The organism is Alteribacillus persepolensis (assembly GCF_900099605.1).
Classification (GTDB): Bacteria; Bacillota; Bacilli; order Bacillales; family Marinococcaceae; genus Alteribacillus; species Alteribacillus persepolensis.
In genome coordinates this window covers 48,909-65,376 of sequence record NZ_FNDK01000018.1, presented here as the reverse complement: position 1 = coordinate 65,376, position 16,468 = coordinate 48,909, and the positions used below count along the sequence as shown (strand labels likewise).

General features: G+C 42.4%; 14 protein-coding genes. 7 read left to right on the top strand and 7 right to left on the bottom strand.

The features are described from left to right. Window positions 1–192: 192 nt before the first annotated feature. From BLT18_RS18285 to BLT18_RS13165, 3 genes are all read right to left on the bottom strand, one after another. Entirely contained in the window at window positions 193–357 is a 165-nt protein-coding gene (locus BLT18_RS18285; protein ID WP_175487509.1) for a hypothetical protein, read from the bottom strand. 20 nt (window positions 358–377) lie between these two features. Continuing rightward, complete coding sequence (locus BLT18_RS13170) at window positions 378–1,304, bottom strand: SDR family oxidoreductase (protein WP_091274932.1); 927 nt, start codon at window positions 1,302–1,304, stop codon at window positions 378–380. Between the two features lie 373 nt (window positions 1,305–1,677). After that, window positions 1,678–1,890, bottom strand: coding sequence for a hypothetical protein (locus tag BLT18_RS13165; RefSeq protein ID WP_091274916.1), 213 nt, complete (start codon window positions 1,888–1,890; stop codon window positions 1,678–1,680). Between the two features lie 274 nt (window positions 1,891–2,164). Between BLT18_RS13165 and BLT18_RS13160 the strand changes: the two genes are divergently transcribed. Beyond that, the gene (locus BLT18_RS13160; RefSeq protein WP_175487508.1) at window positions 2,165–2,578 is read left to right on the top strand and encodes an Hsp20/alpha crystallin family protein; all 414 of its coding nucleotides are present in this window, start codon (window positions 2,165–2,167) and stop codon (window positions 2,576–2,578) included. A gap of 250 nt (window positions 2,579–2,828) precedes the next feature. Here the strand turns inward: BLT18_RS13160 and BLT18_RS13155 are convergent, their stop codons facing one another. Further along, window positions 2,829–4,592, bottom strand: a complete 1,764-nt coding sequence (locus tag BLT18_RS13155) for a B12-binding domain-containing radical SAM protein (protein WP_091274912.1) — start codon at window positions 4,590–4,592, stop codon at window positions 2,829–2,831. A 136-nt stretch (window positions 4,593–4,728) separates the two neighbouring features. On the opposite strand from BLT18_RS13155, the gene BLT18_RS13150 reads away from it, so the two are divergent. The 4 genes from BLT18_RS13150 (at window position 4,729) to BLT18_RS13135 (ending at window position 8,554) form a co-directional block, all read left to right on the top strand. Then, a complete protein-coding gene (locus tag BLT18_RS13150) occupies window positions 4,729–5,301 on the top strand; it encodes a hypothetical protein (RefSeq protein ID WP_139184739.1) in 573 nt (190 codons plus the stop codon). 353 nt (window positions 5,302–5,654) lie between these two features. Beyond that, complete coding sequence (locus BLT18_RS13145; protein ID WP_091274904.1) at window positions 5,655–6,686, top strand: ABC transporter substrate-binding protein; 1,032 nt, start codon at window positions 5,655–5,657, stop codon at window positions 6,684–6,686. A 77-nt stretch (window positions 6,687–6,763) separates the two neighbouring features. After that, the gene (locus tag BLT18_RS13140; protein ID WP_091274901.1) at window positions 6,764–7,744 is read left to right on the top strand and encodes an ABC transporter permease; all 981 of its coding nucleotides are present in this window, start codon (window positions 6,764–6,766) and stop codon (window positions 7,742–7,744) included. A gap of 15 nt (window positions 7,745–7,759) precedes the next feature. Then, window positions 7,760–8,554, top strand: coding sequence for an ABC transporter ATP-binding protein (locus BLT18_RS13135; RefSeq protein ID WP_091274898.1), 795 nt, complete (start codon window positions 7,760–7,762; stop codon window positions 8,552–8,554). 666 nt (window positions 8,555–9,220) lie between these two features. Here BLT18_RS13135 and BLT18_RS13130 read toward each other — a convergent pair. Together BLT18_RS13130 and BLT18_RS13125 are read right to left on the bottom strand one after the other, a co-directional pair. Next, a complete protein-coding gene (locus BLT18_RS13130) occupies window positions 9,221–9,973 on the bottom strand; it encodes a hypothetical protein (protein ID WP_091274894.1) in 753 nt (250 codons plus the stop codon). Between the two features lie 162 nt (window positions 9,974–10,135). Next, window positions 10,136–11,320 carry a KamA family radical SAM protein gene (locus BLT18_RS13125; protein ID WP_091274892.1) on the bottom strand — a complete coding sequence of 395 codons (1,185 nt, stop codon included), beginning with the start codon at window positions 11,318–11,320 and terminating at the stop codon, window positions 10,136–10,138. Window positions 11,321–11,663: 343 nt separating this feature from the next. On the opposite strand from BLT18_RS13125, the gene BLT18_RS13120 reads away from it, so the two are divergent. Further along, entirely contained in the window at window positions 11,664–13,061 is a 1,398-nt protein-coding gene (locus BLT18_RS13120; protein WP_091274889.1) for an aspartate aminotransferase family protein, read from the top strand. A 474-nt stretch (window positions 13,062–13,535) separates the two neighbouring features. Next, entirely contained in the window at window positions 13,536–14,390 is an 855-nt protein-coding gene (locus BLT18_RS13115; protein WP_091274887.1) for a MurR/RpiR family transcriptional regulator, read from the top strand. A 62-nt stretch (window positions 14,391–14,452) separates the two neighbouring features. On the opposite strand, the gene BLT18_RS13110 is transcribed toward BLT18_RS13115, so the two are convergent. After that, window positions 14,453–16,381, bottom strand: a complete 1,929-nt coding sequence (locus BLT18_RS13110; RefSeq protein ID WP_091274884.1) for a TRAP transporter permease — start codon at window positions 16,379–16,381, stop codon at window positions 14,453–14,455. Between the last annotated feature and the right edge of the window lie 87 nt (window positions 16,382–16,468).

The window sequence follows — 16,468 nt, the reverse complement described above, 5'->3', positions numbered from 1 at the left end:
ACTTCAACGCCCGCCACAGGACGTGCTTCCACAGGAAGTGGTGACTTCTACGTTGCACACAGGACGTGTGCGTTCTTAGTAGAAGCATCTTTACAGAAGCATCTTTACAGAAGCACCTTATTGAAGCCCCTTCCAGAAGTTCCTTCTCCGCAGACGAACGTCCCTTTTTTCAAGGAGCTTGCGCTTTTCTAATTATATAACGGGGAAAAAAGCTTCATAAGAAGAATGGGCGTAGTATGGGGGACGGGAAGAGATATCGGGAACTGGAATGGTAAACTTGTTATAGTGAATGTTTACTTTTTCTATTGGTTTGTTTATCATCAGCAAACGCATATTAGGATCATACATATAATCCATGTGCATCCACCTTTCTATCATTATTCCACAGCTTCGCCGCCGTTTACGTGCAGAACCTGGCCGGTAACAAACCGAGAATCATCACTAGCTAGGTAAACATAGGCTGGAGCAAGTTCAAACGGCTGTCCTTGGCGATTCATTGGATTATGGACTTGTGTTACTTCATCAGCGGAAAAACTGGCAGGAATGAGCGGTGTCCATACGCGGCCGGGAGCCACGGCATTGACACGAATGCCTTGTTTCACCAAATTATTAGCTAATGCACGTGTGAATCCTACATTTGCCGCTTTAGTCGATGTATAATCAATGAGCTGTTCATTTCCAGCATAAGCGACGACTGATGATGTGTTAATAATGGAAGCACCGGCTTTCATATAAGGAAGAGCTGCTCTCGTTGTGTAAAAGTGAGAAAACACATTCACTTTAAACGTTTCGTGCAGCTGTTCATCGCTAATATCGGTAAGACTGGTCTGTTGAAATTGAATACCTACATGATTGACCAGCACGTCGAGTCCTCCAAATGCGTCAACCGTTTGTTTGACTAATTCTTCGCAATGAGAGGTACTGCTGACATCTCCAGGTAAAAGCACGCATTGTCTGTCCAATTCTTCGATTCTCTCTTTAGTTCTTTCCGCGTCTTCATGCTCATTGAGATAAGATACAGCAACATTTGCGCCTTCCTTGGCAAAAGCAATAGCCGCTGCAGCACCAATACCACTGTCTCCGCCGGTAATGAGAATAGATTTATCCAGCAATTTCCTGCTGCCTTGATAGTGGGGATTTTCCACGATAGGTTTTGGCACCATCCATTTTTCAACGCCTGGATGCTTGAATTGACGCTGTTCAGGGACAGTGACCGCTGCTTCTTCGTAACGCGTGATGTTTCCATAATTCGGATACATAGGGTAGGGATCTGTTTGTTTTTGGTCTGCGAACCATTCTTGCATCTGTTGAATGTCTTCCCAAGAGTAGTGTTGGCTCATTAGAACCTCCTTCTTTTATTATGGAAATATATTCCAAAATAATTACTCCAATATATGAGACAAGATACAAGAATATGTAGTAGAATACAGCAGAAATCATGATAAAAGCGAAAGAATGCAGGGCTTGGTGCTGTGAATAAACAAAGAGAAGACAATGGGAAAGCAGGGACAGCAAAGTGTTTTCGATGAAAAAGGTGATCGAAGGCAGTATAAATTAGAGAAAAGGAATGGCCGTAAACGAGAGAGGTGGAAATGCTGAAAAAAGAAAAGCGGTACAGGCCGATGGCTTATGATATACAGGAGAATGGCGGCGGGTGGTCTGCCGCCTAGGCCGTCGTTATTTTATTTGGCTGGCCCAGTCGGAAAACAACCCGCTTCCATTACACCCCTGACACTCAATGGATGGAGACGTATTATAATATTCTACTGGATAATATAAATCAAAACCTCTGCCGCGGCAATCAGGACAGACTCCTTTTGCTTGCATGTCTGCAATATACTTTTGCTTGCGATTTTCCTGCCATTGTTTAATGGAAGAGAACAATCCCATGTTTTCACCTCCTGATTATTTGAATCCGCTTACATTATTATTTTGTGAAAACATGCTTCCTTTTATACTTTTATTTTATTCAGAAATAGGAAAATCGTTATGGCAAATATTTTTGTTCCAGGAATGTTCAACTGCATGAAAGAGTAACGGCTGGTAGTTTTTCAGTGTTATAAAACGCCCGTCCTCCCGGAGTTTTTATGGGGAAGAGAATAGGCAGGAGCGGATAATAATACAGACATTTGTTCATATGATACCTCAGGAAAGGGGGATCATGATGTACAAGAAACCAAATTGGTATCCTCAATGGATAGAGGCAGTAAATGATGCATTCGAGCATGTATGTCCACGTGATATGTTTGCTATGCTTCAACATATGGAAGATGGTTTTAACGTCCAAGTAGTGGAAGAGGCAGACAGCTATACTGTACAAGTGGTGCTGCCAGGATTTCAGCGTGATGGCATTCAGGTTGAATACGGCCGTCAGTATGTGCTTATTCAAGCGGTGCATGATGAAAGAAATATGGTGGAAAGTGAAGGGTACTATGAACAGACAGCTCAATTTGGACATTTTTATAAAAAAATCTACCTCGGTGCCATCCGTGGTGAAGAAATGACTGTCACACACAATGACGGCGTGTTAACCCTTCATGTTCCTAAAGATAACAGCCCCAGCCATCATTTCAAGTGATAGGACAGCAGCCCTCCCGATGAAAACGGGAAAGGGCCGTTGTCATTTTTCATAAGGTAAGAAAGGATAAAAGTTTGGCGTTTTCTTTGTCCAGCGCAAGCGCCTACTCGCTCGAGGTTCCTTCGGTCCGTCCATGGAAAGCAAAGGTCAGTTTTCCATAAGCCGGCCCTCCAGGACTTGTCGCTCGTGAGCACGGCGCTTGCGCTTTTCTTTGAAGCTGCAAAGCCAGGCCATGTGCTTACTTATGACGTTATGGAACAGCAGGCAAGCTCTGTTCAATCGTGTGATAAGGAATAAATCGTGTCGTCTTTGTTTGATTTTTGACATCATAATGTATAAGCAGCAATTCTTGGTGTTTGACAATGTTTCCTGTTTCTATATACGTTTTAAGCGAGAATGGAAGCAATTCGCTGACCGTATGTTTTTGCCAATCCTGTTTTTTCAGTGTTACCGGCAAATGTACAATCTCCGGATAGTTAGCAAACAATCGGGCTAAATCGGTTTGTTCCTCTTTGGAGAGAACCGGTGCCGTCCATGTTTTGCGAGGGCGGTGTTTTTGATGGAGATAGTAATCATAGGTCATCAAGCCCTTGATTATATCGATATTTTCAATATTTTTATACGTTAAAAACTCTTCAAGGCGCAAAAATAAATCTTCGAGCTGATGTCCAATCCGGCCCCAGCCTTTTTCATGCCAATAGTCACCAAACTCTTGGAAAAAATCAAAAGCAGTAGGAAAACAATGCGTCACTAAGTATTCAATCGTGTGATCCATGCGATGGTCATTCCAATACTTCTCTAAGATATCTTCCACTCGTTTAATACGGGCGATATCTGCAAAGCTGAGGACGTTGTTGCTTAGCATTTCATATGGAGCATTGTCCATGTATACATACCCGTAGTCCTCTGCTTGGATGCGAAGTCCTGTCCCGCGCAGCATTTTTAAAAATCCAAGCTGCAGTTCTTCGGGCTCCATTGCAAATACATCGTTAAATGTTTGCTTGAACCGGTCGTAGTCTTCTTCAGGAAGTCCAGCGATTAAATCGAGATGCTGATCGATTTTTCCGCCTTCTTTTACCATCGTGACAGTACGCTCCAGCTTTTTTAAGTTTTGGTGGCGTTTGACTAATTTATTGGTTGCATCATTAGTAGACTGTACGCCTATTTCAAACCGAAAAATTCCTGGCGGAGCATGGTCATTTAAAAACTGCAATAGTTCCGGCGGCATAATATCTGCTGTTATTTCAAATTGAAACTGGCAGCCTTGGTGGTTATCGATAAGAAACTGAAAAATCTCTCTGGCATATTCACGCTGAATATTAAACGTACGATCGACAAATTTAATCATTTTTGCTCCATTTTCAATTAAATAAAGCAAATCACTTTTCACTTTTTCTATATCAAAATAACGAACGCCGTTTTCAATCGATGACAAGCAGAACTGACAGCTAAACGGACAGCCGCGGCTTGTCTCAAAATACGTAATGCGCTTAGATAATGCATCGGTGTCTTCTTGGAAGCGGTACGGACTTGGGACATCCGCAAGTTCTACTTTCGGCCGCGGCGGATTGATACGCACTTTGCCATCTTTGCGATAAGCTGTGCCAAATACCATATGAAACTTTTTCTCTCCACTTAGCTCTTCTAATAAATGTTTAAACGTTTCTTCGCCCTCTCCCATGACGATGAAATCTACTTCAGGAAGACGTTTCATCCAATAGTCAGTGTCATAGGAAACTTCTGGTCCGCCGAGGACAATAGTAAGTGCTGGATCAATTTTTTTCAGCATTGATACAACTTCTATCGTCTCTTCGATATTCCAAATATAGCAAGAAAAACCTACTACATCCGGCTTTCTTTCATACAAGTCGGTGACAATGTTCATGGCCGGATCTTTAATTGTATATTCTGCTATCTCAACTGGAAAATCTGGTTCGGCAAATGCTTTTAAATAACGCAAAGCCAGGCAAGTATGGATATATTTTGCGTTTAAAGTTGCTGCAATAACATTCAAACAAAATCTCTCCTTTGTATGTGACGCATGTTTCGCAAAAAATGCTAGGAATATGATATCATATGTGCGGCTTTCATTTCTTCTGTTGGCGGGTGCCAGCAAAGAAAATATCGAGCTCTATAAAAGGATGATAGACATGATATGGACGTTTGAACCGTGGTTGTTTTATTTACTACTATCGATTGTCATACTAGCTGTCGCTTTTCTAACAGGATGGCTGCTTCATTCTGTTCTAAAAAAACGGGATAAGCATCAAAAAGTACTAGAACGGGCAGCTTCTCTTGGGTTGGCTGTGGTGATGGGGCTGGTATACCTTTATACAGCGAATGTGTTTACCGATAGAGCCTCAGAAGGAGAGCGTGTGCTGACAGCAGGAGAAAGTGAACGTGTCCATACCACTCAAGCTGTCGTTGTTCCATTTGGAGACTATGCTGTCCTTGAACGTTTGTATGATTACGGGTATTCTGTTGAAGACGAAATAGACGGTGATTTGTATACACTTACATTTACCATCACAGATGAAGAGGCGCTTGTAAATGAGTATAACGATTATATTACAGGAAATGGTGTGTTTTCCAACCGAGCTAGGCTTGATTTTCGCCAAATCTACGAGTCAGAATGGAAGCCGCAGATTGAAAATGATACACAGGCGGCATCCGGTACAGAACTGCCGGCTGTACGTGTAGATATAACAGCAGAATCAGAATAAGGATTAGAAAGGCTGTCTTACAAGGATTTTTCCTTGAGGCAGCCTTTTTTCACTTTAGGAACGGTTATCTCTGTTAAAGGATAAAAGAATAAAAACGCCGGCTGCTGCCATAGAGACTCAGTGAGCAGGGAAGACGACTGCAGGAAAAGGAGCAGCAAAAGCTTTATCCTGCCAGAAGGAAGGAGGTGGTAATACCTCTAATAAACTATATAAAACCTGTTTCACAGGGGAATACGTTTTGTTCCTGAAACGCTTTAATGCAGAAAAAAAAGATAGTTTACAATTTTTGTAGAATAATTTAAGATAAATGTAACTATTAGAAAAATTTATACATATAACAAGGGGGAAAAATAATGAAAAAAAGGTGGCTGCAGCTGCTGCTTGGCGGAGCGCTTTCAATAACCGTTCTGACAGCGTGTGGATCAGGGAATGATGAAGATGCTTCCAATGAAGGAGAAGAAGAGGCGGCTGAAGGAGATACAGAAGAGCCAGTCGTTGTCGGAGCGACACAAATTGTCGAACATCCTTCTTTAGATGAAGCATATGCAGGGTTTAAAGAAGCTTTGGAAGATGAAGGATACACCGAAGGAGAAAACATTGAATATGATTATCAGAACGCGCAAAATGACCAAAACAACACCGTAACGATTGCGAACAATTTTATTGCAGATGACGTTGATTTAATCTTTGCTAATTCAACACCAAGTGCACAAGCAGCACTGCAAGCAAGCACTGACACACCGATTGTATTCACGTCTGTGACCGATGCAGTGGAAGCTGGCTTAATTGAAGAGTTGGAAACACCAAGCGAATTGGTGACAGGTGTGATGGATTTACATCCAGAAGGTATCCAAAAAACGGTTGAATTTATTGCTGATTATTTTCCAGAAGCAAATGTTGGCATGATTTATAACTCTGGTGAGCAGAACTCGGTGTCACAAATTGAAGAAGTAGAAGCAGCAATGGAAGGTACGGATTTAGAGATGACAACAAGAAGTGTGTCATCGTCTGCTGAGGTGCAGCAGGCAGCTGAATCGTTAGTTGGGGAAGTAGATGCCATGTATATCGTGACCGACAATACAGTAGTCTCTGCATTAGAGACGGTTGTTGGTATAGCAGAAACACAAGGTATTCCGCTGTTCGCAGGAGAAGCGGATTCACTGGAGCGCGGTGCTTTTGCAGCGTATGGTATTGACTACCGTGCCATTGGCTATCGTGCTGGAGAGATGGCAGCCGATATTCTAAGCGGGGAACAAACGCCGTCAGACATCCCAGCAGAATATCCAGAAAACATTAATTTGATTATTAATAAAGAAGCAGCAGAAGCACAAGGCATCGAGATTCATGAAGATTGGGAAGAAAGTGCAGAATTTATCAACGAGTAAACGCAGCAGGCTTGGCCATCTCCAAAGGGAGTAACAGGCCAAGCCTTTTGTTTAGGCAGAATGGGGGAGTCAGAGGTATGTTTGTATCGATATTTGGTGCAGTAGAGTCTGGGATTATCTACGCATTAATGGCACTGGGCGTGTATATTACATTTCGAGTGCTTGATTTTCCTGACTTAACAGTAGATGGAAGTTTTGTTACGGGAGCAGCCGTTGCTGCAGTGATGATTGTAAACGGCCAGTCACCGCTGACAGCAACAATTACAGCGGTTGCCGCGGGTTTTATAGCTGGATGTGTAACGGGGCTTTTGCATACAAAAGGAAAAATCAATCCGCTTTTATCGGGGATTCTGATGATGATTGCCCTGTACTCGATTAATTTGCGCATTATGGGGCAGTCCAATATTCCGCTTTTGAATGAATCAACCGTCTTTACACCGGTTGTATCACTTTGGGAAAGCTTGAACTTAAGTGCGCCGTTTCATGCGATAATTGCTTGGCTGGGCATAGAGAGCTCCCCGAGAACGTGGGCGGTTATATTTTTTGCCCTGATCATTACACTAATAATTAAATTTGTGACCGATTATTTTTTGAAAACCGAAGTAGGTCTTGCATTGCGGGCCACTGGTGATAACAAAAAAATGATACGCAGCTTTTCTGCCAATACCGATATACTCATTATTGTTGGAGTGGGCATCTCTAACGCATTTGTAGCATTGTCTGGTGCGTTAATTGCTCAGCACGGCGGATTTGCTGACGCTGGTATGGGTATTGGAATGATTATTATCGGCCTGGCTTCTGTGATTATCGGGGAAGCATTATTTGGAACAAAATCCATTGCACGAACGACGCTTGCTGTTATTGGCGGAGCCATCATTTATCGAATTGTCGTATCGATGGCACTTCGGGTTGATTTTTTAGAAACAGGAGACATGAAACTGATTACAGCGATCATTGTCGTAGCTGCACTAGTCACTCCGAAATTATTAGACGCACAGCGTGAAAAACGGCGAAGGCTCCGTAAACGCAAGGAGATAGCGACTATGGCAGGGAAGTAGAAAGGAGAGAGGGGAATGCTGGAGTTAAATCATATATCATTAACGTTTAATGAAGGAACCATGGATGAAAAGAAAGCATTGCAGCACGTTGACTTGCAGCTTGGTCATGGCGATTTTCTAACCGTTATTGGAAGCAACGGTGCCGGTAAATCGACATTAATGAATGTCATTTCTGGTTCGCTCTTGCCAGATACCGGCGATGTTGTTATTGATGATAAGCAAGTGACACATCTGCAAGAGTATCAGCGTTCACAGTTGATTGGCAGAGTCTTTCAAGACCCGATGGCAGGAACGGCTCCATCGATGACAATTGAAGAAAATTTGGCGATGGCCTTTGCCCGCAATAAAAAGCGCGGTTTAAAGCCCGGTGTGAATAAAAAGCGAAAAACGTTATTTAAAGAACACTTGGAAACATTGAACCTGGGATTAGAAGATCGGTTAACGGCGAAAGTTGGATTGTTATCAGGGGGAGAAAGGCAGGCGTTGTCCTTGTTAATGGCAACGTTTACTGAACCAAATATCCTTCTTTTAGATGAACATACAGCAGCGCTGGATCCGTCCCGAGCGGAACTGATTACGGATATTACGGCTGATATTGTTGATAAGTTTCAGCTAACAACGCTCATGGTAACGCATAACATGCAGCAAGCATTGGATTTGGGCAACCGGTTAATTATGATGGATAAAGGACAAATTATTCTTGATGTAGAGGGACAAGAAAAAGAAGCGTTGACGATTGAAAAGTTACTAGATGAATTCCAGCACATTCGCGGTGAGAAAATGGCAAATGATAAAGCAGTATTAGGGTGAATATCTAACAAGTCTGCGAAGCGGCACACCTCACTATCCAGCTGCTTTTTCTGCGGGGAAGAAGACTATTTCCTAGGAAATGCCTTCACAAATCCTCGAAGCGTCGAAAATAGTGTCGATAAGCAGCGGAGGATATGAAATGTATAAAAGAAAAGATGTAGTGGGGGCTGAGTTAAAAGCTGCTGATTGGAAAAATCCATAGAAAGATACAACTTATTTATGGTGCAATATTGGAAAGTAGCCTTTTGGTTACTCATGACAAATCGCCTGCTTTCGTTTATGCAGTGGCTGAGTGCCTTCATTATACGAAAAGCGGCGATTTTTTGCATATGTAACATGAAAAGGGAGTTTTAAATCAAATGGCGAAAGAACGATAGGAGCTATTTTTCATTTTAACACCCTTGAATGGCAATCAAATGAGACGCTTGTGGGGCGTCGGTTAAGACCAGCCACATCGTGTGCCGGCACTAGCATGTTCTGCCGCGTCGAAGCAAGCGCTGAAGGTTCACCGGCGGTGATTTTCTGCTGGTCAGCTGAAGTCTTGCCTGCAGCAAGAGAATAGGAAGAGCCATTCCTAGAAGAGAATATAAGCAATCCTTAACGAATCTTATAGAACCAAAAAGGGGCGTCCAAAGGTCATTTTTATGCCCTTTTGATACAGATTTATTATTTATCAAGCGTTAGGACAAAGGGAAACTCCCATGTCAGCATATCAGGAGAGGAAGTCCGTTTGGCTGTCAGAGTATAGGGGGAAGCAGGAGTTACAGCAAATCGATACTGACCGTGAAAGGAGCGCTCATCGCTGTCTGTTTCTGAAAACAGCGGGCGGATGTTTTCATCATCCATCAAAAGGCGCCATGTCAATCCGCTTGCATCCCACATGTCTTCTGCTCGAATCGTTAGTTGATTGTCTTGTAAGTCTAATGTTTGCAGTGTGAGTTCGTCACGTGTAACTGGCAGCATGTCTTTGGTGACATTTTCAAACACCACTGTTGTCTGAGACTCTTTTTTTAGCTGCCAGGTAACATATAACCGGGTGCTGTCAGGGGCGGGTTTTCCACGATAAAATTGGTGCACATGAAGAATATGATGGTCTGTTTTATCGCGCTTTGCGATTGTTTCTTGGAACCGGTTGTATTCATTTCCCATATCATCTGTGATTTGTTCAGGAAACATGAACGAAAATGAAGCAGGGACAAGGTTTCTGCTTTGATCACTTGCCCGCACCGTGAAATGCAAAAAGAATCCGTTTTTATTCGCAGCAGTTGTTTTTTTTACTGTTTCAAATTGAATCGTGTAATGATCGAGGGAAAACGACGTTTGCTCTGCTTGCGTTGATTGGCGTCCGTCAGAAGAGGGGGATGATGAACAGCTTGTCAGCAAGATACATAAAATCAGGATCAAATAAAATCGAAACATGACAGACACCTTTCTGTTAATTTCTTATGACAGTGTAACATGAAAAAAGCAAACAAGAGAGAATAGCTGAAAAAGAAAATTCCGCTGAAGCACCGGCTGTTTGTTTTTATACGAAATTGGACTTGGCTTTGTGCCAAGTCCAACGAAATATTAATGCAGGCATTATTTGGAAGCAGCTGCTCTTCTTTTGCGCTTTTGCGGCATATCCGGCATTTTGTTAACAGATACAACTTCCTCGATTTTCTTTTCGGGTTTTTTCCAATGTTGTTCATTGCCAGGAAGGTCATCAAACCAAGCAGCGTCATCCGGGCAATCAAGTACCATAAACTTTCCATATTGTCCGTCGCGGGACTGATGGTATTTTAAATACGCTTTGCCATCTTCAATAGCAAGAATTTCAATTTTTCCAGATGTGTGACTCATAGAGAGTCTAATACGTTTTCCAAGGCCGCTCGTTTTTGCTTTTGCTTTTTCTACCGCATCGTATGCTTCTTTCAAGGTAAGAACAAAATCATTATTACCGGCAACTGGACGGTTAATAAAGAAATAATACGGTGTTACACCAGCCCAGGACAATTTATCCAGCAATTCAGCTAAGTCATCTGAATTCGAGTTGATACCCTTTAATACTGGAGTTTGGTTGACGACAATCGCACCAGCATCGTGGAGCGCTTGAAACGCTTTTTTCGCTTCATCTGTAATTTCACGCGGATGGTTGACATGAGCCATGATGTAAATGCGGTTATCCGGTGTTGAATATTCTTTAATCAGCTCAAGCAATGATTCATCTTCATAAATTCTCATCGGATTGAAGACAGGAAGTTTGGAGCCGATACGAATAATTTTAACATGCGGGATATCACGGAGTTCTTCAATAATATAGCGAAGTTTTTTTGTTGCCAAAATTAACGGATCCCCACCGGTAAGCAGCACGTTATTAATTTCTGGATGGTTGCGGATGTACTCAAGACCTGGGTCTACATCAGACATAGCTTCTTTTACGTCGTTACGGAAGAGGCGTTTACGGAAGCAGTAACGGCAGTATGCACCGCACACTTCAGAACAGATAAGAAGTGCTGTTGTTTCATACTTATGTTGACAGCCTGGTGCTGCATAGTTGGTATCTTCATCAGAAGCATCCCAGCGTCCGTACTCGGCAAGTTCTCCTTCATTTGGAATGACGAGGTTTTTAATTGGATCATTCGGATCTTCCCAGTCAATTAAACTTAAATAGTACTCATTTACACGAAAGACGAACTTTTCGGTGATTTTTTTCAGCCGTTCACGTTCTGTTTCCGGAATTTCTTTAATTTGATCAATTTTCGTAATGTACTTCGGTTGTGCCATGTACTCCACACCTTTCTCCATTATGTTTTCCATCACTGGAAACAGTTCAGTTGAAGTATAACAGTGATGTTTTAAAATAGTCAAAAAAGAAAGAAAAATTTAAAAAGGAAAGAGGAAATGAAGGAAAAGTTTCCTTGAACGTTCAGCAGCAGCCCATTTTGATATTTTATATTCAATATAAGTAAATAATGAAAGAGGTTATTCATATTATGAAGTACAAACTTCAAATTTTATAAAAATGAAATATATACTTCACAAAGAGCTGTTTATCCTTTACAATGAAAAATACAATTCATAATTACTTATTTTTGAAGTTTAAAATTCGTTGAAGAGGAGTAGACAAATGGCCGTTCAGAAAGTAGAACATCCAATGTTAGATTACAAAGAGAAAACCAAGTCATCGGAACGTTTTATGGAAGAAGCCCAGCAAGTGATGCCGGGGGGAGTAACAGCAAACATTAAATATTTTGACCCTCATCCGGTTGTCATGAAGCATGGAAAAGGGGCAAAATTGACCGATGTGGATGACAATGAATATATTGATTATTTGATGAGCTATGGTTCTCTCGTTACGGGGCATGGGCATGAACGTGTGAAAAAAGCCGTTATGGATCAAATGGAGCAGGATGGAACCTGGTTGTTTGGCACCCCGCACTATTTAGAAGTGGAAATGGGGAAAAGGTTAAAACAGCACTTTCCAAGCATGGAACGACTCCGTTATACGAATTCCGGCACGGAAGCAACGCTGCTTTCTTTGCGATTGGCTGCTGCGCATACCGGAAAACATAAAATCGCAAAATTTGAAGGCCACTACCATGGCGGGTATGATCAAATGCTGATTAGTGTCAACCCAAATGTAGAAAGCGCTGGCGATGCAGATACACCAAAGTCTCTGCCAGAGTCCAAAGGGATGCATCCGGCACACGTACGTAACACGATTGCCTTACCATTTAACAATTTAGAAGCGTGTAAACAGATTTTAACGGAGCACAAAGACGAGGTCGGTGCTGTAATGATTGAACCCGTGCAGGCTGGATTTATTCCAGCAGAACTGTCATTTATGAAGGGACTTCGTGCAATAACAGAACAATTAGGCATCGTGCTGATTTTTGATGAAGTAAAAACCGGCTACCGTATGGGGCTTGGCGGAGCTCAAGCGTTATATGGCGTAAAGCCTGATTTAACCACACTAGGCAAAGCCATTGGCGGTGGTTATCCAGTCGGGGTTGTCGGTGGAAAAGAAGAAATCATGATGCACAGTGCAGCGTCCCAAGGATCTGATGTTTTTGACAGTTCAACGAGCAAACGCTCTTCGGCAAAGGATGTTCTCTTTCACAGTGGTACGTACAATGGACACCCAATGATTTTAGCAGCGGGAATGGCCGTGTTGGATATTTTAGAAAAAGATTTAGGGGCCGCTTTAAAACGAACGGAAGCCCTAAAAAACGGTATAAATGAAACGTTGAGAAAATATGGTGTCAAAGGAGAGGCGCTTGGCATCGGGACAATATTTAGTGTAATATTAAATAATGATGGGAAAGTACGAAACTATCGAGACCTTCAGCAAACGGACCTTGCGACACGAAAAGAAATAGACTTTCGATTGTTGAATAAAGGCATTTATATCAAGCCGATGAGCCGTTACAGTGTTTCTACAGCACACACGGATGAAGACATTAATAAGACAATCACAGCATACGATGATGTGTTGCGTGAAGTTTATGGAGGAGCTCGTTTCTAGTAGTACAAAAAAGAGAAAGAACCGGTGAGCTTTTGCAAACAGCCGCCGCCCTTTCTCTTTTTTTGAGAAAAGAAGAGAACATGAAGAAAGATGGGCGTGTTTCATAACCGGCGCAACTATGAGCCGTTTAAGTGTAAAGCGGCAGCAGAGCAGTACTTCTCTTAGCTGCGGCCGCCTTGGCGCGGTGGCGGAACACTTCCTGCTTGTCTCTTAAGCCTTGCGGGAGTCGAGGCGCTGGCATGCCCGTGCTTTTTATACCCTGTCATGTCTTTCAAGCTCGGAGTTCGTTCGGTATAATCACAGGAAATGCTGTTGTACAACGTAGTTACTTTTTCGTTACACGTACTCGCTGCCTAAAACAACACGTTTTACGGTATTTTTGTATGTGTTTTATAAACATTCTTTTGCTCTTGCCGAACGTCTTCTTACAGGGTGCTGTTCATACAAAAGATGGTGTAAAGGGATGAGACGGCCATGCTAGAAAGCGATGTTTATCAACGTATTATGGAATTGCAAGACCAAATGAGTAAATCACAAAAGAAAATTGCCAATTATTTAATTAATTATTCAGAAACAGCTCCTTTCTTGACGGCATCTAAATTAGCGAAAAATGCCGGAGTAGGGGAAGCGACAGTGATTCGTTTTGCTGTGTTTTTGGATTTTAATGGATATCCAGATATGCAGCGTCATTTGCAGGAAGCGCTACAGAGAAAGTGGACGTCAGCAGAAGTATTTGCGCATACAACAGATGAATCCGACCAGCCCGAAAATGCCGTGAGCGAAATTTTGGCGGATGATATGCGTAATTTAAAAGAAACCTTGCAGCAAATGGACACAAAAATATTCGAAGCAGCCGTACATGATATTATTCATGCAAACCGGATTTACATCATTGCTTACCGCAGTGCAGCAAGCATTGGCTCTTTTCTGGAATTTTACTTAGACCTTGTCTTGCAAAACACAGAAATGGTTCGTGAAGCGGATGGCGTATCGGAACATTTACTCGATATAACGCCTGATGATTTAGTCATTGGTTTTGGGTTTTCTCGTTATACGAAACGTACAGTAGAGGTGCTGAAGTATGCCAAATCACGAGGAGCGAAGACACTTGTGCTGACCGACCACTTAATGTCTCCGCTCGTTCCGTACGGAGATCGGAAGCTGCTGGCAGCCACAGAAATTAACTCGTTTATCGATTCATTTTCTGCTCCCTTAAGTATTGTAAGTGCATTGATTACGGCTGTAACCCGTTCAGAACATAAAAAAGTAGAGGCGAGACTTAAAGAGTTAGAAGGTTTATGGGAAACATTTGATGTATTTTATGATTAAAAAAGCCGAACGGGGACTATCCCTGTTCGGCTTTTGTGTTAAGAATGGGTATGTGAGGGCTGTTAGTCCTGACGATGCTTGCGAAAACGCTGCATGATGTAAACAAGTACAATCAATCCAAGACCAGGCAGGGAAATATACAGTTCTGGCAGCAAAAGCATAATACCTCCGGCGATAAGCAGCAAGCGCTCGAGGATATTGTTTTGGACAACAAAATAGTTAATCATTCCAGCACTAATACCAACCATACCGATAAAGGCAGTAATTAACGCCGGGATCAATGTTTGGACAGTTGCATCTTGTAATACTAAGACAGGGTTGGTGACGAAAATATACGGTATCACAAACGCTGCAATGGCCAGTTTCACCGAGGTGACACCAGCTTTCATTGGGTTTGCTCTTGCAATCCCTGCCCCTGCATAAGCTGCCAGACAAACAGGCGGTGTAATGTCAGCAACAATACCAAAGTAGAATACAAAGAAATGCGCAGCAATTTCCGGTACGCCAAATTCGATGAGCGCCGGTGCGGCTAAAGATGCTGTAACCACATAGTTTGCCGTAGTCGGAAGGCCCATGCCGAGAATAATGCAGGCAATCATGGTAAAGAACATCACGAGAAAGAAGTTTCCGCCGGCGATATCAATAATGCCGTTTGCAATTTTACCACCTAAACCAGTAAACACCACAATACCTACAATAATACCTGCTGTCGCACAGGCTGCAATAACAGGCAGCGCAATTCTAGCTCCTTGTTCCAATGTATAAAGCATATCTTTAATAGAAAGTCTTGTTTCACTGCGTATAAAGCTGATGGCAAATGCTGCAAAAATCCCCCACAACGCCGCTGTTGTTGGCGTGAAGCCGCTATAGAGCATAAAAAGAATAGCAATTAAAGGAAGCAGCAAATCCATCTTTTTTAATAAATGAGTGAAAGAAGGCAGTTCTTCTTTCGGAAGCCCATATATCTTTAACTTTCTAGCTTCAAAGTGTGTACCAATAAAAACACCAGTAAAGTAGAGCAGGGCGGGAATGAGTGCGACGAGAATAATCTCGTTATAGGGAACACCGATTGTTTCAATCATAATAAACGCAGCAGCGCCCATAATTGGCGGCATAATCTGTCCGCCTGTAGAAGCAGACGCTTCTGTAGCAGCAGCAAATTCAGGTTTGAATCCTGCTCGTTTCATCATCGGAATCGTGAAAGAGCCGGAACTGACTGTATTAGCAACAGAGCTTCCAGTCACCATTCCTTGCATACCAGAAGCAAAAACCGCTGCTTTGGCTGTTCCGCCAGTGAAGCGGCCGGTTGCACCGAAAGCAAGGTCATTAAAGAACTGGCCGATATTCGTTTTCACAAGCATGACGCCAAAAAATAAAAACAAATAGATATACGTTGATGATATTTGAATCGGAGTACCAAAAATTGCTTCACTCGAATAAACCAGGTCTGTCATGAGGCGGTCAAACGAAAATCCGGCGTGCCCGAAATATGGAATGCCGCTTCCCCATAAACCGTATGCAACAGCAACGAGTGCAATAATGACGATAGGAAGGCCGACAGCACGGCGTGTTCCCTCTAGCAGCAGAGCAATAAACACAGCAGCTACTGCTTTATCAAACCATTCATAGCCCAGCACTACAGAGCTTCGGAACAAATCATCATAATTGACGACGATGTAAAAATTGGCAAATAAAGCAATGAAAGCAAGGACAATGTCATACCAGGCGATGCCTTTTTTATTCGTCATTGATTTTTTTGCAGGATATAACAAAAAAATCAGGGACATGCCCCCGGCAAGGTGAATTGCACCTTGAATAACCGAGCGGTAAGGGTTATTAGCTGTCCATAAATGAAAGATGGTCAATGCAATACCGATGACAGTGACAAGTATTGCCCATGTGCCTAAATTCGTACGGTATGTAGACTCTTTGTCGTATTTTTTTAACAACTCGTCCTGTGAAATTTCTTGATTGTCTGGAGTCTTTGTCATAACAGTCACCACCTAACAAATAAATTGTTTGAAAATTCCTTCTAATATAAAGCCTGGAGAATACAAGCAGCAACTTTCATATTATAC

What these genes read in the sequence shown, in the direction of transcription:
- BLT18_RS13110 (WP_091274884.1), bottom strand. Translation starts at nt 16,381, where the DNA reads ATGACAAAGACTCCAGACAATCAAGAAATTTCACAGGACGAGTTGTTA.
- BLT18_RS13125 (WP_091274892.1), bottom strand. Translation starts at nt 11,320, where the DNA reads ATGGCACAACCGAAGTACATTACGAAAATTGATCAAATTAAAGAAATT.
- BLT18_RS13115 (WP_091274887.1), top strand. Translation starts at nt 13,536, where the DNA reads ATGCTAGAAAGCGATGTTTATCAACGTATTATGGAATTGCAAGACCAA.
- BLT18_RS13135 (WP_091274898.1), top strand. Translation starts at nt 7,760, where the DNA reads ATGCTGGAGTTAAATCATATATCATTAACGTTTAATGAAGGAACCATG.
- BLT18_RS13150 (WP_139184739.1), top strand. Translation starts at nt 4,729, where the DNA reads ATGATATGGACGTTTGAACCGTGGTTGTTTTATTTACTACTATCGATT.
- BLT18_RS13120 (WP_091274889.1), top strand. Translation starts at nt 11,664, where the DNA reads ATGGCCGTTCAGAAAGTAGAACATCCAATGTTAGATTACAAAGAGAAA.
- BLT18_RS13145 (WP_091274904.1), top strand. Translation starts at nt 5,655, where the DNA reads ATGAAAAAAAGGTGGCTGCAGCTGCTGCTTGGCGGAGCGCTTTCAATA.
- BLT18_RS13130 (WP_091274894.1), bottom strand. Translation starts at nt 9,973, where the DNA reads ATGTTTCGATTTTATTTGATCCTGATTTTATGTATCTTGCTGACAAGC.
- BLT18_RS13160 (WP_175487508.1), top strand. Translation starts at nt 2,165, where the DNA reads ATGTACAAGAAACCAAATTGGTATCCTCAATGGATAGAGGCAGTAAAT.
- BLT18_RS13140 (WP_091274901.1), top strand. Translation starts at nt 6,764, where the DNA reads ATGTTTGTATCGATATTTGGTGCAGTAGAGTCTGGGATTATCTACGCA.
- BLT18_RS18285 (WP_175487509.1), bottom strand. Translation starts at nt 357, where the DNA reads ATGGATTATATGTATGATCCTAATATGCGTTTGCTGATGATAAACAAA.
- BLT18_RS13170 (WP_091274932.1), bottom strand. Translation starts at nt 1,304, where the DNA reads ATGCAAGAATGGTTCGCAGACCAAAAACAAACAGATCCCTACCCTATG.
- BLT18_RS13165 (WP_091274916.1), bottom strand. Translation starts at nt 1,890, where the DNA reads ATGGGATTGTTCTCTTCCATTAAACAATGGCAGGAAAATCGCAAGCAA.